24 protein-coding genes are annotated in these 20,532 nt (G+C 37.3%); 15 read left to right on the top strand and 9 right to left on the bottom strand.

Translation table 11 applies throughout. From position 1 onward, the window contains the following. Together UABAM_RS16585 and UABAM_RS16580 are read right to left on the bottom strand one after the other, a co-directional pair. A complete protein-coding gene (locus UABAM_RS16585; RefSeq protein WP_151969126.1) occupies positions 1 to 765 on the bottom strand; it encodes a flagellar biosynthetic protein FliR in 765 nt (254 codons plus the stop codon). 389 nt (positions 766 to 1,154) lie between these two features. Continuing rightward, on the bottom strand, positions 1,155 to 2,441 hold the full coding sequence (locus tag UABAM_RS16580; protein WP_261344000.1) for an IS4 family transposase: 1,287 nt from the start codon (positions 2,439 to 2,441) through the stop codon (positions 1,155 to 1,157). A 324-nt stretch (positions 2,442 to 2,765) separates the two neighbouring features. On the opposite strand from UABAM_RS16580, the gene UABAM_RS16575 reads away from it, so the two are divergent. From UABAM_RS16575 to UABAM_RS16565, 3 genes are read left to right on the top strand one after another with little or no spacing between them, the layout of a single operon-like run. Continuing rightward, positions 2,766 to 3,560: an HDOD domain-containing protein gene (locus tag UABAM_RS16575; RefSeq protein WP_151969125.1), complete on the top strand. Its 795-nt coding sequence runs from the start codon at positions 2,766 to 2,768 to the stop codon at positions 3,558 to 3,560. Between the two features lie 10 nt (positions 3,561 to 3,570). Next, positions 3,571 to 4,761: a protein kinase domain-containing protein gene (locus UABAM_RS16570; RefSeq protein ID WP_173013367.1), complete on the top strand. Its 1,191-nt coding sequence runs from the start codon at positions 3,571 to 3,573 to the stop codon at positions 4,759 to 4,761. Between the two features lie 15 nt (positions 4,762 to 4,776). Further along, the gene (locus UABAM_RS16565) at positions 4,777 to 5,958 is read left to right on the top strand and encodes an HDOD domain-containing protein (protein WP_173013366.1); all 1,182 of its coding nucleotides are present in this window, start codon (positions 4,777 to 4,779) and stop codon (positions 5,956 to 5,958) included. A gap of 29 nt (positions 5,959 to 5,987) precedes the next feature. Here UABAM_RS16565 and UABAM_RS16560 read toward each other — a convergent pair whose 3' ends face one another. From UABAM_RS16560 to UABAM_RS16530, 7 genes are all read right to left on the bottom strand, one after another. Further along, positions 5,988 to 6,434 (bottom strand): flagellar biosynthetic protein FliO, encoded by a 447-nt coding sequence (locus UABAM_RS16560; RefSeq protein ID WP_151969122.1) that lies wholly within the window; start codon positions 6,432 to 6,434, stop codon positions 5,988 to 5,990. Beyond that, positions 6,435 to 6,776, bottom strand: a complete 342-nt coding sequence (locus UABAM_RS16555; RefSeq protein ID WP_151969121.1) for a hypothetical protein — start codon at positions 6,774 to 6,776, stop codon at positions 6,435 to 6,437. Further along, a complete protein-coding gene (fliS, locus tag UABAM_RS16550; protein WP_151969120.1) occupies positions 6,776 to 7,141 on the bottom strand; it encodes a flagellar export chaperone FliS in 366 nt (121 codons plus the stop codon). The genes UABAM_RS16555 and fliS overlap by 1 nt, the downstream gene beginning before the upstream one ends. A gap of 1 nt (position 7,142) precedes the next feature. After that, positions 7,143 to 7,757 carry a hypothetical protein gene (locus tag UABAM_RS16545; RefSeq protein ID WP_151969119.1) on the bottom strand — a complete coding sequence of 205 codons (615 nt, stop codon included), beginning with the start codon at positions 7,755 to 7,757 and terminating at the stop codon, positions 7,143 to 7,145. Positions 7,758 to 7,792: 35 nt separating this feature from the next. Further along, complete coding sequence (locus UABAM_RS16540) at positions 7,793 to 8,068, bottom strand: flagellar biosynthetic protein FliQ (RefSeq protein ID WP_151969118.1); 276 nt, start codon at positions 8,066 to 8,068, stop codon at positions 7,793 to 7,795. Positions 8,069 to 8,076: 8 nt separating this feature from the next. Beyond that, positions 8,077 to 8,811 (bottom strand): flagellar type III secretion system pore protein FliP, encoded by a 735-nt coding sequence (gene fliP, locus UABAM_RS16535; protein ID WP_151969117.1) that lies wholly within the window; start codon positions 8,809 to 8,811, stop codon positions 8,077 to 8,079. Positions 8,812 to 9,152: 341 nt separating this feature from the next. Then, positions 9,153 to 9,428 carry a hypothetical protein gene (locus UABAM_RS16530; protein ID WP_151969116.1) on the bottom strand — a complete coding sequence of 92 codons (276 nt, stop codon included), beginning with the start codon at positions 9,426 to 9,428 and terminating at the stop codon, positions 9,153 to 9,155. Positions 9,429 to 9,790: 362 nt separating this feature from the next. Between UABAM_RS16530 and UABAM_RS16525 the strand changes: the two genes are divergently transcribed. From UABAM_RS16525 to flgK, 12 genes are all read left to right on the top strand, one after another. Further along, on the top strand, positions 9,791 to 11,197 hold the full coding sequence (locus UABAM_RS16525; protein ID WP_151969115.1) for a flagellar hook-length control protein FliK: 1,407 nt from the start codon (positions 9,791 to 9,793) through the stop codon (positions 11,195 to 11,197). A 112-nt stretch (positions 11,198 to 11,309) separates the two neighbouring features. Further along, positions 11,310 to 11,723, top strand: coding sequence for a flagellar hook capping FlgD N-terminal domain-containing protein (locus UABAM_RS16520; protein ID WP_151969114.1), 414 nt, complete (start codon positions 11,310 to 11,312; stop codon positions 11,721 to 11,723). After that, positions 11,716 to 12,930, top strand: coding sequence for a flagellar hook protein FlgE (locus UABAM_RS16515; RefSeq protein ID WP_151969113.1), 1,215 nt, complete (start codon positions 11,716 to 11,718; stop codon positions 12,928 to 12,930). The genes UABAM_RS16520 and UABAM_RS16515 overlap by 8 nt, the downstream gene beginning before the upstream one ends. A gap of 10 nt (positions 12,931 to 12,940) precedes the next feature. Further along, positions 12,941 to 13,633, top strand: a complete 693-nt coding sequence (locus UABAM_RS16510; protein WP_151969112.1) for a flagellar basal body rod C-terminal domain-containing protein — start codon at positions 12,941 to 12,943, stop codon at positions 13,631 to 13,633. Positions 13,634 to 13,659: 26 nt separating this feature from the next. Next, positions 13,660 to 14,445, top strand: a complete 786-nt coding sequence (gene flgG, locus UABAM_RS16505) for a flagellar basal-body rod protein FlgG (RefSeq protein ID WP_151969111.1) — start codon at positions 13,660 to 13,662, stop codon at positions 14,443 to 14,445. A gap of 3 nt (positions 14,446 to 14,448) precedes the next feature. Next, positions 14,449 to 15,378 carry a flagellar basal body P-ring formation chaperone FlgA gene (gene flgA / locus UABAM_RS16500; RefSeq protein WP_151969110.1) on the top strand — a complete coding sequence of 310 codons (930 nt, stop codon included), beginning with the start codon at positions 14,449 to 14,451 and terminating at the stop codon, positions 15,376 to 15,378. 1 nt (position 15,379) lies between these two features. Then, positions 15,380 to 16,078, top strand: a complete 699-nt coding sequence (locus UABAM_RS16495; protein ID WP_151969109.1) for a flagellar basal body L-ring protein FlgH — start codon at positions 15,380 to 15,382, stop codon at positions 16,076 to 16,078. Positions 16,079 to 16,086: 8 nt separating this feature from the next. After that, entirely contained in the window at positions 16,087 to 17,028 is a 942-nt protein-coding gene (locus tag UABAM_RS16490) for a flagellar basal body P-ring protein FlgI (RefSeq protein WP_151969108.1), read from the top strand. 18 nt (positions 17,029 to 17,046) lie between these two features. Continuing rightward, entirely contained in the window at positions 17,047 to 17,313 is a 267-nt protein-coding gene (locus tag UABAM_RS16485) for a hypothetical protein (protein ID WP_151969107.1), read from the top strand. Continuing rightward, entirely contained in the window at positions 17,306 to 17,677 is a 372-nt protein-coding gene (locus tag UABAM_RS16480; RefSeq protein ID WP_151969106.1) for a hypothetical protein, read from the top strand. The genes UABAM_RS16485 and UABAM_RS16480 overlap by 8 nt, the downstream gene beginning before the upstream one ends. Continuing rightward, positions 17,649 to 18,881: a protein kinase domain-containing protein gene (locus UABAM_RS16475; protein ID WP_151969105.1), complete on the top strand. Its 1,233-nt coding sequence runs from the start codon at positions 17,649 to 17,651 to the stop codon at positions 18,879 to 18,881. The genes UABAM_RS16480 and UABAM_RS16475 overlap by 29 nt, the downstream gene beginning before the upstream one ends. 7 nt (positions 18,882 to 18,888) lie before the next feature. Next, positions 18,889 to 20,517 (top strand): flagellar hook-associated protein FlgK, encoded by a 1,629-nt coding sequence (flgK, locus tag UABAM_RS16470; RefSeq protein ID WP_151969104.1) that lies wholly within the window; start codon positions 18,889 to 18,891, stop codon positions 20,515 to 20,517. Positions 20,518 to 20,532 lie beyond the last annotated feature (15 nt).

Raw genomic sequence — 20,532 nt, 5'->3', positions numbered from 1 at the left:
TTACCCCAATAAAACCGTATATACATCGACAACTATATTAAAAACGTTCGCAAAACCCAAAGTAAGTGATGGCAAAAACCATGCCAGCAAAAATATACTAATACCTAAACGAATCGGGTATTCCATTAGAAATACGTTCATCTGCGGTACAAGTCGACTTAAAATACCTAGCTCAATGGAAATCGTAAAACCCATAAGTAAAAAAGGGGCTACGAGTATCAAGGTAAAACGGCAAAAAATAATCCACTCGCGATGGATAAGATGAAATATTTCTTCCGATAAATGAAAACTTCCTGGAGGGATCACTTCAAAACTCAATACAATAATTTGTAGTAAGTAGTGATGCGCATCGAACAAAATCAGAATAAATACCCCGTAATAAAAAATAAAATTTGCCATCAACGATGAGGGACCAAAATTTCCAGGATCAATAGTTTGCACAATCTCTAAACCTGCCAATTGCGAAATCATTCCGCCCACCATTCGCAACAGTCCGCCCAGTAAAAAAACCACAAATCCCATCATGGCCCCTGTGGCGATCTCTTGAACAAAAAGTATAAAAAGAGAATCTATTTCCTTGGCAAAGGAATACGTTCTTGGCATTACCGCGGTGATAACAACCGCAAGTACAAAGCAAAGAAATATCTTGGCGTATTTCGCACTTTGTTTTGTGGGGAAAAACGGAAAAAATACCAGAAAAGAACTGATGCGTAGTAGAACGCACACAAAAAATATTATGGACGAAAAAGTAAATGATAACTCCATAAACCCTCACTCTAATTGCGACTTTTTAGCTCTAAGCGAACCGGAAAAACTTTTAAGTATCGGTATATGTTAGTGTGCGAAGCCCCCACAATTGGCTTTGCCGATTACTCCCCCACAGGGATGACAAGGTTAGGTTTTATGTAAAGCTTATGATGCAAGGTACTTATGGCTAAAAGTAGATATTATTTCAACCTAAAGTTTCCCCAGGGTGTCATTCCTGCGAAAGCAGGAATCCACAATATAAAGTCGACTTGTAAACGCCTAGATCCCTGGTCAAGCCAGGGATGACAACCTGGGATTCGTTAGTAAAAAAATTTCTATCTCTTTTCTATATATGTATTTAGCCAGAACCTACCCCTGACAGCCCAAGCCCATTGACTTAAGAAAATCTAGTAAGTAGGTTTTCGTTTTCTTTTATAGTAATTAACTTGTTTTCGAGGAGATTTAACTCGGGGTCGAGGGCGATCTTTTCGAATGCAAGTAGGAGAAGAAAGAAAAAGTTGAGTAAGTTTTTCAAAAAGTAAATCAGAGTCATTTTCAAAAAGTAAATCAAGAGCGTAGTTTTTAATGGTATTAAAAGAAACGGATTTATTGACCTGCTGAGGATACTTATTGCTAGAAGTTTTCTGATCAAGAATATCTTGAGCATCTTCAATAAGAATAGATTCAAGACCACTAATGTAAATAGTAGCATAGAAATCTTGTTGAACAGATAGAGTAGTTTTGCCAGTGAAATTCTCAAGGTCAAGACGGTTTTTAATGCGATCAAAGAAAGTTTCTATACCCCATCTAAACCAATAAAGCTCTTTAAAATCATCAGTGGGGTACAATTGTTCATCCACTAAGGAAGAAACAAGGACTTCAACATCACCTGTATCAAGCATAACACGAACAAAACGTACAGAAATTTTCGATGGTAGAGACTGGTCATTAACTAATTTCTTTTTATCGTCAGGAGGTTCAATAGTTGTAATACAGCTCTCAATTTTCTGCTTAAACATTTTGTTTGCTTGATAGAAAGAATTAACAGGACATCTAACTACAAAATTGATACCTTTTTTACATAAATGTGCTAACAGGGTATATGAACAATAACCTCTGTCGAAGAGAATGAGATCATTTTCATTTGCATGTTGAAAGTGTTTGTAAGCAAATAGCTCTTCATCTTTTTTACAGTGTCCTATTTCGCTATCAATTGCGATTTCGTTTAGTAGATCATAAAGTACTGACACTGTTGCAAATGCGTGTGATCCTTCTACACTTATGTTTTTATTTTTATATCTTATTGTGCCAAAATGTTCTTCTATCTCTTTTTCATTTGGAAGTCTTACTTTTGATCCGTCTATTGCACATAGACGAAAACCTTTGTATTTTCTGTAGTCTTCATCTTCATACAATGTTTCAACTACTGCTTGCTTATTTAACTCTATAAAGGCTGTATAATTCAGCTTTTTCCTTGCTTTTGTATATGCTCCTGAGGTTACCGTTGTAAAATTTGTAAGCAAGTCTTTTACGAATTCGTTTAGCCTATTTTGTATTGATTTTATGCTTTTACGTATCATGAATACCATTAATCTTGAAAAAGGTAGTTTTCTTTCTCTTGTAAAGTCTTTTTCGTTTTTACGATGCATTTTTTTGAAACGCTCTGACTCTAATAGTTCTTTACTTTTATCTATTACTCTTTTTTTTCATAATCTCTTCTTTTACTGTTTTAAATTATTTTATACTATATACTTACGCTTAAGTCAATGGGCTTGCCCTGACAGCCCCCACAGGGGGAGTTTACGTAGTTCAAAAAGTATTGAAAAAACGACACTTTGGTTCGAGTCTATATAACAAGTATCCCGATTTTTTACCTACAACACCTCGGTATTTGTAAGCAGTGCAATAATAACGCCAAATAAAAAATAAAAACCGCTAAATAAATTTTGAAAACAGCCGATACTAGTAATAAAGTCTCCAAAAAATTATTGATTACATGTTAAAAAGAGGAGCTACATATGCAGACACAAGAGTTAAATTTAGTCAGTCAATTCGAAGATTTTACGAACGAACAAGATTTCAAAATTCCAACTATACCTCAGAATACGTTGAAGTTACTCGATTTACTAAATAGCCCCAATTCATCTACGGAAGAAATTGAACAAGTCGTTTCTCTTGACCCAGCAATTGCAGGTGAAATTTTAAAGGTTTCTAATTCGGCGTTGTATGGTAGTCGTATTGAAGTAACATCTATTAAACTTGCGATTACACGCCTTGGGCGCAGAAAGCTACGCACCATTCTCTTTGCTATTTCTATCAAAATTTCGTTTATCAAAGACCAAGCGTATCGCAAGCAGTTGACAAGAATATGGGAAAAATCTTTATTCTGTGCTTTTGTTTGTAGCACTTTGGCCAAAAAAAGCAAAAAAGACGAAGAAGAATATTTTCTAGTCGGTCTTATGCATAATATCGGCCAATTGGTTATTGTTTCCGCTTTACAGAACTTCTGTGAAAAAATACAAAGCGATTTTTGCATTGAAGAAGATTTACTAGAGATGTTATTTGCAGCGCACGAACACAAATTAGGGAAACGACTATTGAATATATGGAAAATTCCGGAAAAAACGATTAATGTGATTATGTCACAAAACGAGGATTCGGAAGAAACATACATTTTAAAAATCGCTTTATCTTTGTATGAGGAAGACGAGGAAGCAACAGTTGAATATTTAAACGTCTTAAATTTTGAAGATGTTGATTATTGGTTACAAATCGCAGCAAAAACAAAACAAGAAGTCTCTTCTATCTTTTAGGGGGCCACAAATGCATAAGGTATTAATCGTTGATGATAATGAAAATTTTCGAGAAGCGTGTACTGATGTATTTCTTGATAACGGCTGCCAAACTATCACTGCCGAAAATGGCAGTGATGGTTTACTCAAAATGCAAAAATACAATCCAGACTTAATCGTTCTCGATGTGTGTATGCCAAAACAAAATGGCCGCGATTTTATTATTCGCATGCAGGAAATAAAGTGCAATATTCCGGTTATTATTGTATCTGGAAGCACAAACTTAAAAGAAGACCCTGAAATTTACTTTTGTAAACAGGTAAAAAGTTTCTTTCCCAAAGATATTCAACTAGGAGAGCTCTACCAAAAAGCGGAACAGGTAATGGCAAAGGGAGAGAAAACGCAATTTTCTTTCCGCGAACGTCTAATGTCGCACCCTAAAAAACTAGATGGTGCATTTTGGAGCGGTTATCGCCTAGAAAAATTAGTTGGTTATAGCGAAAGTACGGTTGTATATCGTGCTTACCATACAGGTTTAGATATTCCCGTGTTACTAAAATTATGGTACAAAAGTGAATTCCTATCGCCTAAGTTTTCGCACGATATCAATACTTTGATTAACGTAAAAAACCCTTATCTCGCAAGTATTCTCAACGGGGGAATAAAAGATGATATCGCTTTTTTATTGTTGTCAGATGTTCCGGGGAAAACGCTAGAAAAAATCAGTCACGAATTTTCTTATTTACAAATAGCCGAATTTATGCGGCAGATTGCAACAGGTTTGCAAGCAGCACACGACGAAAGTATTTTTCATGGCAACATAAAACCAACAAACATTCTTATATCGCAAGAGAACAAAGCTCTTTTGTTTGACTTTTCCTTACAGCAGTTAAGTAAAAAAGTACGTCTAAAAGATGCGCAGTATTTATCTCCTGAACAATGCCTAGGCGTTCCGATAGATCAACGAGGAGATATATATAGTATGGGAGTATGTTTTTTTGAATTTTTAACAGGGCAATTACCTTTCCAGTCAGAATCATTGGAAAATTTACTATTGATGCAAGCAATACGACCGGTAACTCCACCGCATAAACTACAGAAGAAAATTCCAGAAAACCTCTCGGCAATTATTTGTAGAATGATGGAAAAAAGCCCTAAAAAAAGATATCCTTCCGCCTCGGAATTGATAGATGACTTGAGATTATATATAAATACTGGGTAAATGGTGGAAAATCAAATGCTCACATTGGATATAGAAAACAGAAAAGTAAAACAACAAAGTGCATGTATTGTAAAAATCAGTGGAAGTTTAGATAATGCAAATATCAATAAAATCTCCCCTTTACAAGTAGCGGAAAATATCCACTATTTCATTTTAGATTTTGCGAATGTAAAGTACATCAATCATGGAGGGATGTCTTTCTTAATCGATACGGCGGAAAAAATTAGCCAAACAGCGCAGTGTTTTTGTATTCATTTGAACTCAAAAATACAAACTATTTTTCGCTCGGTGGGTCTCAATTTACTTTATACCGTCAAAGAAAATTTATCAGATATATTCTGCGTCGCGCCGAAGTTAAACAGAAAAATTCTCGACAAGCGTGATTTACAATTCCTAGATTATTTGCAGAAAAATTTAAAAAACAAAATTGATTTACCGTTGCTGCCAGCAACGGCACTTCGCTTAATGGATCTCAGTGCAAATCCAAATAGTAATCTCAATGAGTTAGAAAAAACAATCAAAGACGATGTAACCATCACTACCGTTCTTTTGAAAACAGCAAACTCCATTAGTTTTGCGGGAAATTGGCCTGTAGAAACCGTACAATCTGCCATTGTACGCTTAGGGAGAAAGCGGTTACGTAGCATGATCATGAGTTTAACGCTAGCGTGTACCGTAATAAAGGGGAATAAAATAGATTTGCTCGCCAGAGACCTATGGAACCACAGTATGTCTTGCGCGCACTTAAGTTCATCGATTGCGAAGGAATTAGGTGTGGACGATGGAGTTGTTTTTGCGGGAGGCTTATTGCACGATATTCATAAAGCCGTACTACTGTCTATTTGTCGCAAAATATACAAAAAGCAAGGCGACTATTTTCCAACAGTTACGGTTTTACAAAACATCTATGATAGTTACTTTGAGCAAGTGACAAAAAAAATAGCAAGCGAATGGCATTTACCACAAAATTTAGTTTTTGCCATTCGCAACACATTTTACAGTACTCCGGAAAATAAAGAGCAGGCTGTAGTAAGTTTTGCGAGCAAACTCATCGATTATATTGAAAAAAATCTCGATGATTTTTTCTCATTTGCCACCGCAGAAATAGATCTTTTACAAATTCGCCGTAACGACGTATATAAACTTATTGGTCGAGGTCAACGTATTTATTGTTCATTGAAGCAGTCAAAGACATAGACAAGAGTCCACAACAATATTTAAAATAACTAAGATTTTCTTGAATTCTTCATTGTTTCCTCAAGAACCGTTACAAATGATTTTTTTTGGGCGGAACTTTCTTCAGATTCGTCAATGTTGAGTTCGGTAACATTGCTAATATTGTGAGGGCTCACCCCTATAATCATCAACTTATCTTTTATCTGTACGGCATGAAGAAACGTTTTATTTCCGAGATAGATTGTCTCCCTTAGAACGAGACGTTTTCCCTCAGGGAGTTTACCATGAGGGAACCATAACTTTTTAACAAACGTTATGACAACAATAAAAATAATGAAGATAACACTAATTACCGAAACGACATAAGTTGCCGTAGGAAATTTTATTGGCTCTGCTTTTTTTGTAAGATATTTTTGGTAATCGAGATCTAAAGTATCGTCTGCTTGACTTACAATCACAGAGCACAATAGCATTACAAGAAGTAAATATTTTAACATTTACACACTCTTATCTAATGTGGAACCACTTGTTTTCATAAAATAACCATAACGTGCTTTTTTTACTTCAAGTAACATCTTCAGGTTGTCAATGATACTTCTTTGTGATAATTGTGCTTGGGTAATCGTTTCTTTATCGATATTTACAATTCTTTTTATAATAGCAATAACTTCCTCATTATCCGTGGGAGAATCAGCATATTTTTCCTGAATATCTTGTTGTATTTTAACCTTAGTTGTTAACAGTGAGGCGACATCTTCGTTTTGATTTGCCTTTACTGCCTGCCACAAAGACTCAGATGCTTGTAAAAGACTTTCATAGTCTTTTATTTCTTCGCACATTAGACCATCCTTGCAATTTGTTGCCAAGTTTCCAGCAAATCTTTCAACCACTTTTGGGCGTTACGTAAACTATCTAAATCGTTATGGGTATTTGCCTTCGTTAAATGCGCAAGAATAATTTCATACGCTTCATGCAACCTTTTTGCAACGTCACCTTGAGAAAAATCGAGATTACTATTGAGCAAATTGATAATATCAATGGTTTTCAAAATTGCTTGACCTTTAGCACTATAATCTTCATTTATTAATTTTTGTTCTGCTAATATCAAAGACTGTATACTCTTCTTGTACAACAAGATAATGTTTTCCACTGGAGAGGAAGTATTTACAATAATCTTTTTATATTGATTGATGCCACTGTACATGTTAATCCTCCGTAATTCTTTGTATTAATTTTAAAGATTCCTGCATGATTTGGTCTTCTACTTTTTTTTTCCGTAGTTTTAATATAAGACTACATTTCATCACACGTAAATCGGCAAGTTGTAAAGTCGCTTTTTTTTTAGAATCCTTATCGTCATCGATCCTTGCCATAATTTTGTAATATAGTTTACGTGCCTCTTTATACTGTCCATTTTTATATCGATGATCGGCGATTTTCACCAGCTCGTGCAATTCGTAATCCTCAGAAGAGTCAAATTTGAGTACTTCAGGTGCTGCCGTACTTAACTTTTTCTGGGGCGTACGTGGAGAAAGCTCGTACAAGGATACTAATTTTTTTTTGGTTCGATAGTAACGTGGGTAATTAGTTGGAGTATTTGCTAAAACCTTCTCCAAATAATAAATCGCGTCCTTGTATTCTCCTCGATCAAAAGATTTTTTGGCAATGTCTTCCCAGTCGGAAATAATGTCAATTTTTGGTTTATCTGTGTCGGTACTCATCAAGCGCATAATAATGACAAACTGCACAAACAAAATAATAAAAACGATAATCCCTATAGTATTCGATTTTTTATTCGTCGATTCTTCTTTTGATCCCATCACCATCTCCAAACAGTCATACATACTGTTCAATATCACTGCTGTTTAGCAACAACCAACATATATTGAAAAAAAACATTCACCAGAAAAATTAATGTCCTCATCATCCACGGAAAAGCGATAAAGATAATAAGCATCACCGTAAACATCTTGGGGATAAAAACCAATGTCTGTTCTTGGATACTTGTAACTGCCTGTACAATACTCACCACCACTCCCACCAATGCAGCGCTAATTAAAATGGGAGATACCAACATTGCAGTTGTATAAAAGACTTGCTGCATAATTTCTAAAATCATTGCTTGCGACATTACTTTTCCTAACCAAAACTTACCACCAGAGTTTTTGCAACTAAATGCCACCCATCTACCATAATAAATAGCATCACCTTAAAGGGAATCGCAATGACAGTTGGTGGTAACATCATCATACCCATAGCGAGAAGTGTACTCGCGACAAGAATATCTATAATAAAAAACGGTATCAAAATAAGTAATCCCATCTGAAAAGCTATTGTAAGTTCACTAATAACAAAAGCAGGAATTACAATAGATATTGGAATATCGTTTACCGTTTTTGGTGGCTCACTCTTACTGAGAAAAATCATCAGTGCCAGATCTTTTTCGCGGACGTGTTTAAGCATAAAAGTACGTAATTCCTGCAGCGAACGAGACAAAGCTTCTTGAGTATTGATCTCTTCTTTTTGATAAGGAAGATAGCTATTTTGGTATATACCATTCCACACCGGAGTCATCACGAAAATAGTTAGGAATATTGCTAAACCTATCAAAATTTGATTTGGAGGAAGACTTTGAACTCCAAAAGCTTGCCGTGTGAATGATAAAACAATGAGAATGCGTGTAAATGAAGTCATTGTTAAAAGAATCGCGGGAATAAAAGACAACAGCGTCATAAAAATAAGTATTTTTAGCACTGGTGCCCACTCACCTGTATTTTTCGGTAAGTCAAGCTTGACATTTAACTGCTGATTATCAGCATATGCACAAGACAAAAACACTAAGAAAAAAATAAATAAAAATTTCTTATGTGCCATAGTATCCCCCTGAATGATTCGTTTACAAGCCGAATAATTAACTGCATATCGAGGATACATGCAAGAATGAAGCCAAATAGAAAAAGTGAAGGTTTTTTTGTAGGAAGCGTCTACATGCTGAAGAATAACTACAGTAGTGCTATTTAGTCAATAGCAATAGACTGTACAATTTGTCAAAAATTTATGACAAATCTATATTGATTTTGGAAGGTGTGTGGCATATTTACTATGTGAAATATTACCAAGTGCGGCATTTTGCCGCAGATAGCCATACTGCGAAATATGGCTAAAATTTAGCTTTTCAAGAGGACGATCTCTATAGGTGGGTCATTTTGCCACCCCTAGAGACCACCTTTTAAAATATTTTGTGCTGATTTTTTATCCATTTGTGGCGAAATACCAGACTCAAGCATCTCTTTTGCTTGTTGAATTTTCTCCGGGCGAATTCCACCATCCGCCTTCATAACTTCCTTTAAGCGTTGAATTTCCGTATCCATATGTTGCTTCTGCGCTGTGTTTACAGAAAAGGAATCTGTTTTTTGGGATGTTGTTTTTGGAGAAACGTCGTTCTGGGTTCGCTTTATGTATTGAGGACCACCTACACGATTAATTTCCATTTCTTTCCCCATAAAATTATGCCCAGCCTTTTTAAATAAAGTATCTTACGGCTTCGAGCACACAAATTTTTTCCAAATAACCTACCCATGACTATCAAATCTGGTAGACCAGTATAAGTATCTTATCGGACACTTTCTTTACAACTTTAGTATAAATAGTATTTTTTTTCTATTTTTCTTTGTAATGATCTATTTTACTAACGTTTCTACAATTTTAACATAGATACTTTTAAAAAAAAATAACGTTTTATTTAAATTTTGGCAATCTTTTTGAAATAGTGTTTCGCGAACATATTTTTTAAATTGAAAAATTGGTAATAGGGACTCCCAGGAGTCTCTATATTTTTTTAGGTAGAAACGTTTTGAAAATAGCAAATATTTTACAAATGACCCAACAATGCGCAACATCCAAAGAGGAAACATCGTCTTCCGCGGATGAATTTGCCGATATATTTGCTAGTGAAATGTGTTGTTGTCCTCAATGGCAAGAAGGTAAAAAAAGCGTTGTGACATGGTTGCAAGACATAAAATCGCAACTGGAAAACCACCATGAGTTACAGGATACACCAAGTGATGAAGCAGCGTTTTGTTCTCTGGTGTCTGAAATAAAACAAATTCCATTGCAAAAAGATTTTTGGCCTGGTGTATCTCAGGAGCTATCAAATAACGAACAAGTTATTGAACAGCATTTTGATGTACTTCAAGCGAAAACAGAAGTGCTGTGTGAAAATGACCAAAACTTTCCCATGGAAAGCTTCGCGGCACAAGACCTCGCAAGTCATCCAAAAATTGTTTCGCAATTGATGTCCGACACAGAGCCTACAGATAAAAATTTGACGGTACCTTCGCAAGAGAAAGTGTTTTTCAACAAAATAAATCTATCTACAAAACTAGAACAGCAAACATCATATAGTCGACTTGAAGAAGCACATAAAATAACGATTGACACAAAACACAACATTGAGAAACCGCACGAAACGATGCAAGAGATGCCCATCGAAATGGCACAAAAAGCAAATATGGAAGCACAACAAAGAACCAATATTGAAGCAATACGAGAAACAAACATACGAGCAATACAAGCAGCAAATGTCGAGACAAATGCTGAGGTAGATGTTGAGACAAATGTTGAGGAAATACAAGAAGTAACCGACGAAACGACGTGTGAACAATCAGCGACTCATAACAAGACAGTTGTCAAAGAGCTATCACCTAGATCCTCCGTTTACATGCACGGCTCTGAAAAAATCGAAGATAAAATCACACAAGAACGCATGGAAACATTTTATCTATCGCGAAATGCGGAGAATAGAACAAAAAATAGCGAGTCTATCGATATGTCTTCGCCGCAAAATATTTTTGAGATAGAAAATCTATTAGAAGAAAACGACGTACAGGTAAATCTTGTAGATTCTCAAGAGATAGACCTACAACTAAAGTATGGAGATGAAAACGACGACGTACACTTAAATATTGCAATGAAAGAAGATACTTTGTTTCTCAAAGTAGGTTCCGAGCAACAAGAAACACTGGAGCTGTTGAAAAACAATATAGAATCACTACGTCGCGATCTTCTACAAAAAGGACTCAAGTTACACGATGTCGAATTTTCGCGTAATTTTTCGCAGAGTTTTTCTCAAAACTCAAATCATCGTGGCAATCAGCACTTTTTACAGCAACGGTTTTCTGCAAAAGTAGAAGAAAATGCACGAGAGGTAAATCCTAACCAGATTTACTACAGCAATAAAAAAGTCAGTTACTATATTTGAGATGACCAACTTAACAACTGGAATTCAGCGATAAATCTCACGATTAAAAAAAATCGTCATTAGTAACTACAAATACTTAAGCGTTATCATCTTGTTGTTTAGGAGAATTCAAATGATCAATGAATTAACCGCTATTAGTCCAACACAAACAACTAACAACACCACAGGAAAACAAAAAGTAAATGAAGATGTATTTTTCCAGATTTTAAATGTGGAGTTACAAAACCAAAATCCCCTAGATCCCATGGACAATAGTCAATGGCTAGGACAACTTTCACAAATGCAATCGTTGGAACAGACCTCAGCGATGGCAGCAGAAATAAAAGAAATGAAACAATCTCTCGGCTTTTTTCAAGCCGCAAGTATGGTTGGGAAAGAAATAGAATATAAAGATACCAATGGCAAAACCCTTTCAGGGCAAGTCAATTCTGTAACGCAAAAAAATAATCAGCTTTATTTAAATGTTGCAGACCAAGAAGTGACCGTAGAACAAATCATTCGTGTAGGAGGAGCTGAAAATGACTAATTCACTATTTTCGGGTGTGTCGGGACTCTCTTCGTACCAAAAGATGTTAGAAGTTATTGGTGGAAACATGGCAAACATCAACACGCCAGGTTTTAAAGCGGGATCTTTTCGTGCTGTTGAAAATTTTTCACAAACGATAAAAGAGGCCGCTGCCCCAAATAACATCACTGGTGGGACAAATCCCGTTCAGGTAGGCGGTGGTGCAAATATCGGTGCCATTGTTGCCAACTTTGGCCAGGGAAATTTTGAACAAACAGGAAGAAATTTAGACTTGGCAATAGAAGGCGAAGGTTTTTTCGTACTAAATGGCGGTGAGCAAAACCTATTTTCACGCGTAGGTAGTTTTGCTTTGGATGAAGATAGTCAGTTGGTGGATCAAATTAGTGGTTTTAAGGTAATTGATGTTAACAACCAACCAATTACCATAAACACAGAGGAACCACTTCCTCCTTCTGCCACTTCACAACTAGGTCTACAAGGAAACTTAGACCCGACAGTAGCGATTCCCGCGGGTACGGTAACATTATCGAGTACCGTCGTCGATCCACAGGGAGCCAGCCACACTGCAGATATTACTTTCACCCATGTCGCTGCGGATCAATGGGACGCGCAAGTAAGTCTTCCAAACGGAGATGGAGTTGTCAACGACGCAGATATCACCGGGCTTACCTTCAATCCAGATGGTTCTTTTGCTAGTGTTGCCGACAATGCTTTTAGCATCACCTTCAATGGTTTTGCCACCCCGCAAACCGTTACTTTAGATTTTGGCAATGCAAATAGTTTTAACGGCGTTACCCAAGTTAGCGGAGCAACAACAATAGTCGCCAATCAAAACGATGGCTTTTCATCAAGTCCTCTTATTGACATAGGTTTTGACGCCGAAGGGCAAATTATTGGGCAATACAGTAACGGAGAACGACAAGCTCTTGGACAAATTGGCATCGCCACTTTCTCCAATCCCGAAGGACTGGAAAAAGTCAACGGTAATATGTTTTCTACCACTGGTAACTCTGGTGAAGCAAATATTACAGGTGGTCTTACGGGGCGTGCTGGTGCCGTACTGAGTGGTAACCTTGAAACAAGTAATGTCGATACCTCTAAAGAAATTGCCTTGATGATCATAGCACAACGCGGTTTTCAGTTTAACGCACGTGTGATTACCGCTTCCAATGAAATTTTGCAAGAAGCAGCGAACCTAATAAGATAGTGAGATAACGATGGATAATACCTTATACCTACTAGCTGGTTCTATGGATAGCGCCGCACAAAACCAACAACGCTTAGCAAAGAACTTGTCTAATACAAGTAGCCCTGGCTTTAAAGAAGTTTTCACACGAGTAGAAAGTGAAACCTCTAGCGGTGAAATACCCTATTCGCAAAATTTTCTGTCGTTCTCACAAGGAAGTGTTGTTAGTGATGAAGACCCTCATAGTTTTGCAATTTCAGGCGATGGTTTCATCGAAGTTGTCAAAGATGACGAAGTGGCCTATGTTCGTAGCGGTTACTTATATGTCAACAACAATAACGAATTGACAACTTCGGAAGGCCGTGTTGTTCAGGGAATTGATGGAGCAATCATCGTCCCCCAGGGTCAACAAGCACAAATCAAAATTTCAGAGGAAGGTGTCATTCAAGCCGGGGAACGCGAGTTAGGAACATTAAAATTAATGCAGTTTAGTGAGCCGCACAAACTCATCAATGAAGGTGGGACGTTTTGGAATCCCGCCAAAGTCGAAGCAAATGTTGATAAAGACAGCCGTGTTCTTCAAGGTCATATTGAAAAGTCAACGGTAAATAACTTTACTTCGATGAAGGATCTTGTCGCCAACATGCGTTACTTTGAGACGATTAACAAAGTAACGCAAACGGTCGATCGCAGTTGGCAAAATTTATTGCAAAACGGTCGCTAAAATCTTATCCACGGGAGGTATAAAAAATGATTAAATCTCTAGATAGTGCTGCAAGCGGCATGTTAATACAACAGACTACTGTCGATAATATTGCAAATAACTTGGCAAACGCTAATACGACTGCGTACAAAAAAAGTCGTATGGAATTCCAAGATTTACTCTATGTTTCCAAAGGAAATTTTACCGGAAAAGCAGACCCAGATCAACAAGTGCTCTCCGACATGCAAATAGGTAGTGGAGCAAAATCTGTGGCAAATGTCAAAAGTTTTGGGCAAGGAACCCTTGAGGAAAGTAACCGTGAATTGGACGTGGCCATCGATGGCCAAGGTTTCTTTCAAATTTTGGTGAACGAAGAAACTTTTTTCACAAGAGACGGCTCTTTTAAAATTGATGCACAACGTCAATTGGTTACCTCTGCGGGACATGCACTGGAACCGGCAATTAATGTTCCTGAAAACACCGAAAATATTATTATTGGTAATGACGGAACTGTCAGTGCTAAAGTCGCGGGGCAAGATCAACTACAAGTCTTAGGAGAAATAGAGCTAGCAACTTTTACCAACGAACCTGGTCTACAAAGCTTGGGCGGCAATATCTACCGAGAAACTCCTGCTTCAGGAGAACCAGAAATTGCGAGACCAGGTGAAGAAGGCAACGGCGTGTTGCGGCAAAATTTCTTAGAAAGATCAAATGTCGATACCGTAAGCGAAATGGTAAAACTTATCGTTGCACAACGCACCTATGAAATCAATTCAAAGGTAATTCGTACTAGTGACGAAATGCTTTCCATGACCAACAACTTGATAAGATAAAACATGAAATTTCTTTTATTGCTGATAGTCTTCATGACATATGTGATGAGCCAAGAAATTTTTTTGCAGCCGCGCGCCGAGGTAAAAGGACTTGTTATTTTTTTGGGCGACATTGCCAATGTAAATAATAACAAAGCTTTGCAAAAACTGAAAATTGGCGCGACACCTGCCCCAGGAAAAACGCGTATTTATCAGGTCGAAGAAATTGAAGATATTTTATTGCGAAATGGTGTCGTCGACTTTGTACTTCACGGTGATGAAGTACAAGTTGTCGCGAGTCGACTAGTTATCTCTCCAAAGGAACTAGCTCCACTTGCCAAGGAGTATGTTCATTTCTCTTTGGGAAAAACATGGAATGACTTTTCGATAGCACTCAAACATATTGCGACGCGACCAGTGATACTTCACAAGCCGCGCATTGGGTTAAAAATTAGCTACAGCAAATTAGAAATTCGTCGGCGGGGACAACAGGTATCGGTATATATATTGTTGGCAATTGACGGAAAAGTAATGCGTAAGGTCAAAGTTATATTTTCCGTAAATATTTACACAAAAGTGCTGGTAACACGACGCGCCATTTCTGCGAAGAAAAAACTAACTCCTTCTTATGTCAGCTACAAGCGTATAAAAATAGATAATCGCCAAAAATTTTTGACATTAAATGAGGCGAAAAAAAATGTGCGTGTGCGCCATACTTTACCAGTAGGGCATGTCTTGTTAAAACGCGATGTAGAGCGCGTTCCCATGATTCAACGCAATTCTAAAATAAAAATGCTATTCAAGATGGGAAACTTGAACATCGAAGTAAAAGTTAAGGCGTTAGAAAAAGGTTTCAAGGATGATATTATCCGTGTTATGAACATTTCGTCGCGACGTGTACTAAAGGCAAAAGTAATTGGTGAAAGCAATGTTGTTTTTATAAGCGAGGGATAATATGAATAGATGGTTGTGTCTTTTTTATGTCGTTATATTAGGATGCAGTAGTAGTAAAACTGTGGCTCCCAAAGAAATTCCTACATATTCCCCACAGCAACTTTCACTGCAACCCTTAGCACCCGAAAAACCACCACAGCATGGTTCATTATTCGACGAAAATTTTACTTCTTTTTACAACAATCGAAAGTACAAAAAGGGTGACATTCTTACCGTATTAATCAATGAACGCAACGACGTACAACAAGACAATGAAGTGGAACTTTTAAAGAATTCTCAGTCGCAATTAGATGTAGATCCTGGAGCAGGAGATCTTTTGCAGCAAGTAGGTGGCTCTTTGGTAACGGGCATTTCCTCGTTGGATGCATCGCGCAACAAAACGCACATTGGTGAAGCAACGTACCAACAAACATCTTCATTTGACGACCGAATTGCTGTTGTTGTTACTGAAATTCGCGAAGATGGTCTATTGGTGGTATGGGGAAAAAGAAATATTAGATTGGATGGTGAAGCCAAAACCCTTGTAGTGAGCGGTATGGTACAACCACAAAGTATATCAGATGATAAAGTGATCAGCTCTAGTCAATTGGCCATGGCAAATATACATCTCGAAGGAAAAGGAACTTTAACCTCAACAACGGAGCCTGGCACTGGGTCAAAAGTTTTTGGCAAAATACTTGATATTATTTGGCCATTTTAAGGACAGATATGAAAGTTCTAGTGTTTCTAATATTACTTGGAATGGTACATGCTGCGCGTATTAAAGATATTGTCGAAGTTGTGGGGCTACGCGAAAACCCCATAACTGGTATGGGATTGGTTGTTGGCTTGCCACAAACGGGTGATCAAAATCCCGCAGCATTAAAAGCCTTAAGAAACGTACTACAACACTATGACTTCCGCGTTTCGGAAAGAGACCTAGCACAAGGCAATGTGGCTTTAGTTATGGCCACAGCTCAACTTCCACCATTGGCAACGCGCGGAACAAAAATTCGCATCACAGTATCTGCCATTGGTGATGCAACGAGCTTAAATGGTGGAGTATTACTCCCTACTTTCCTGAAAGCTTTAAACAAAAAGATTTATGCTGTAGGACAAGGTACATTAAGCACCGATTTACAGTCTCCTACGGTGGCGACAGTACACAATGGAATTGTAGAGCGCGATGCCCCGGCCTCGTTTGTCACAGCCAAAGGACAAATATTTTTGCGTCTCAAAAATCCTGACTTTAATACTGCGAATAGAATTTCACAAGCAATAATGCAAAAATTCGACAACGATTGTCACACGCTAAATTTAAATACTGTGCGCGTGCAAGTTCCCTACGAGTATAAAAAGAAAAACCGTATTTCACAATTCATTGCCGAGATATACACCTTAGAGGTAATACCAGATATTCCCGCACGTGTTGTTATTAATGAAAGAACTGGCTCGATTATTGCAGGAGATAGTGTAACAATTAGTCCAGTAACCATTACACACAACACCATTAAAATTACAATTGGTTTAAATAACGGTCAACAAAAAATAACCGTCGAACAACTGACAAACGCATTGTTATCCGTGGGAGCTACCTCAAAAGATCTCGTTGTCATTTTTCGTATGTTAGAAGCAATGGGTGCGCTCCATGCTAAATTGATTTTTCTGTAGGCTTTATGGAGGGATAAAATGGATATCTCCATGATTACAAATAATTCGATACCGAAAAATAGTGCAAAAAATACAAGTACCGAAGTAGACGAGGCACAAGAGTTCAGCAAAATATTCGTCAAAACAATGCTAAAATCGTGTGCAAAAGGTCTTTGTCCCGAAGGGCAATCATCTTCGTACATGGATTCCTTGGTAATTCCTATTTTAGCGGACAAAATCGTCGATAAAAATTTTCCTCTTTACCAACAATTACAAAATTCCATAGAGGACAATAAACGTGGATGAAGAAATTATTCAAAGAGAATTAGAATGTTACGAAAATATCGAACATTTACTCGTTACTTTGCGCAATAAAATTTCTTACGAATGCATTGAGCAACACGTTCAACAACTGCAATATGAAATGGAAAAAATAAAAAAAATAGTCATTTGGCGACACAAAAACGCGCAAAAAATAGATGAAAAAAATATGGAAAAAATTCGCGACATTCAAGATGTACTAAAAGAAGTCAAGTTCTTACATGAAAATCAAAAACAAATGTGTAATAAAATGATTGCAATAATAACACCAGGAAATTGTTCTTATAACAAGAACGGAACAACAAATAAGGGCTTAACATATGGCAAGAGTATTAATTATCGAGGATGATCCGAAATATCGAGATCTATACGCTGATACACTTATAGATTCTGATTACCAAATCATTATGGCCAAAAATGGTGAAGACGGATTAAAAAAACTACAGAAATATAAACCGAGCCTAGTTCTTTTAGATCTAGTTATGCCAAAAATGGACGGCTGTAGTGTTTTGGCGGAAATGCGAAATTTAGGTATAGATGTCCCGGTATTTATTATCAGTGGTGATCCTAATTTAAAAAATGCACCTGAAATTTCTTACTACAAAAACGTCCAAGGTGTTCTACAGAAACCCATTAGCTTTATGGAAATAATGACCATAATAAAAGGTGTACTAGAGAAGCAGTCCATGGAAATTGAGGGGGTACGTGGAGAACTAATGATGGCTCCCGAATTTTTGATTAATTCAACCTTCGCGGAATGTAAACTGCAACAAGTACTGGGACAAGGGGCCAATGGCGTTGTATACAAAGGTACACATACAGGGCTAAATGTGGATGTTGCCATCAAGATTTTACACCCTGAATTTGAAATGACATCCCAAGAGGTAGGACGTTTTATCCGCGAAATAAAAGTTTTAACGCGACTCAAGCATCGAAATCTCATTCAAATCATCGATGCGGGAATTCATCAAAACCTTTTATTTATCATGACCCCTTATATAAAAGGTAAACCAATGGACGACCACATCGAAAGCAAGACATATTCGATAAACGAAGCGACACCGATGATGACGGAAATTTGCGAAGGTTTAAGTGTGGTACACGATGCGGGCATGGTTCACCGTGATCTAAAACCGCAAAATATACTCATCACGGAAAACCATATTCCATTGTTACTAGATTTCGGATTGGCGCGCGCGAAAAGAGATACAAAGATTACCAATAAAGGTACTCTTTTGGGAACACCGTTATACATGTCCCCAGAACAGTGCTTTGGACATGACACGGATATTCGTTCGGATATATATAGTTTAGGGGCGACATTTTATCATTTCATTGTTGGCCATCCACCTTTTATCGGACCAACTTGCTTCGCCATCATGAATGAGCATGTGTATACACCAATAGCTCCTCCTCATGTAGTGGCTCCTCAAATACCAAAAAGTATATCCAACATTATCGTGCGTATGATGCAAAAACTTCCTCACGATCGTTACCAAAGTATTCAGGAAGTCATCAATGAATTTAAAAATTTAACTTTAACTGTTACATAGGATAAATATGCGTTTAGAAAATGTATCTCGATCCATACAAATAAACCAACAAGCGATTCAGACTACGTCGCACAATATAACAAACGCCAATACGCCTGGCTTTTCCAGGCAAGAGGTGTTGTTAAAAGCCGGTGTTGCAGAAACAAGTAACATTGGCAAATTGGGCATTGGTGTAGACGCTTCGGGGGTTGAACGTAAGGTCAATAATTTTCTAGAACAACGTATAAGTACCAATTTACAAAATCAGGGTCGCATTGAAGTGCAAAAACCCATTATTTTACAGCTCGAAGATATTTTTGCCTCTTCTCCTGGGGACCTTATATCCCGCATAGATAAATTTTCTCAAAGTTTAGGAGAGGTATCTTTAAGACCAGAAGATAATGGATTACGCGAATTATTTATTGATACAAGCAAGGAATTAACAGACTCCTTTCGCGACCATGCTTCCAAATTTGCACAAGTAGAACAGCAAGTCAATGAGGAACTACAAGATAGTGTCGCAAATTTTAATTCTCTCATACAAGAAATTGACGGACTGAATAAGGGTATCGTCAGTTCTCCTGAAGCGGCAAACGATCTTTTAGATCAACGCGATCAAAAAATTCGCGAACTGAGTTCGTTAGGCAATATATCTGTTTCTTTCAGCCAGGAAGGGCATGCTCAGGTATTTTTGGGAACACAACCTATCGTAGACCAAAATCAAGTGTTCTCGCTCGAAGTAGCCAACGACGGAGGATTACAACTCCAAGGAACAAATAACAATATTGACGTCAAAAGCGGAAAATTGGGAGGTTTACTACAACTAAACAATGAAATATTACCGCAGCACACAAATCGTCTCAACGACTTGGCAACAAATTTTGCGTTTGAAATGAACAAAATTCATGCGACAGGTATAGGAAAAGAAACAGGTTTAACGGATACATTGTCCTTTGTAGGAGCTAGTGATCCACTAGCAAATTTAGATACACTCAACCTACCGATACAACAAGGTGATTTGACCGTACAACTTCGCGAAATTGCTACGGGAAATATTAGTGAAACAACAGTAAGCATCGACCCAACAACGGAAAGCTTGGAGGATATTAGAGCAAAACTAGATGCGGTCGCGAACATCAATGGAACCATTAATGCCAATGGTCAGTTGGGTTTGCAAGCAGATGCTGGCTTTGACTTTTCATTTACAGCAGATACTAGCGACTTTTTAGCAAGTTTCCAAATAAACTCAATATTCGTTGGTGATGATGCAAACAATATAAATGTTGCCACACAATTGGAAGATGTCAACCGGCTAGCATTGGCAAAAAGTTTTTCCGCTGGTAACAATGAAAATTCTCTTTTGCTACAGGAAACTTTGGAAAATAATAACAGCAACTTGCAAGACTTAAATTTTAGCGATTTCTTAGGTACAAGTATTTCAGAAATCGGACAACAGTCGCAAAATTTGCAAAACCAAGAAAATTTACAAAATTCTGTTATACAAAACCTTGAAAATTTGCGAGAATCGGTTTCTGGGGTTTCTGTGGATGAAGAGTTAGTAAACTTAAACAAATTCCAACGTTCTTTTGAAGCCTCCACAAGAGTGTTTCAAACACTCAATACTCTACTGCAAGATATTATAAACCTAGGTCGTTAACAAAGGATTTTAATA

Origin of the sequence: Candidatus Uabimicrobium amorphum (genome assembly GCF_009002475.1) — a bacterium.
Lineage (GTDB): Bacteria > Planctomycetota > Uabimicrobiia > Uabimicrobiales > Uabimicrobiaceae > Uabimicrobium > Uabimicrobium amorphum.
This window is presented reverse-complemented; position numbering and strand designations above follow the sequence as displayed.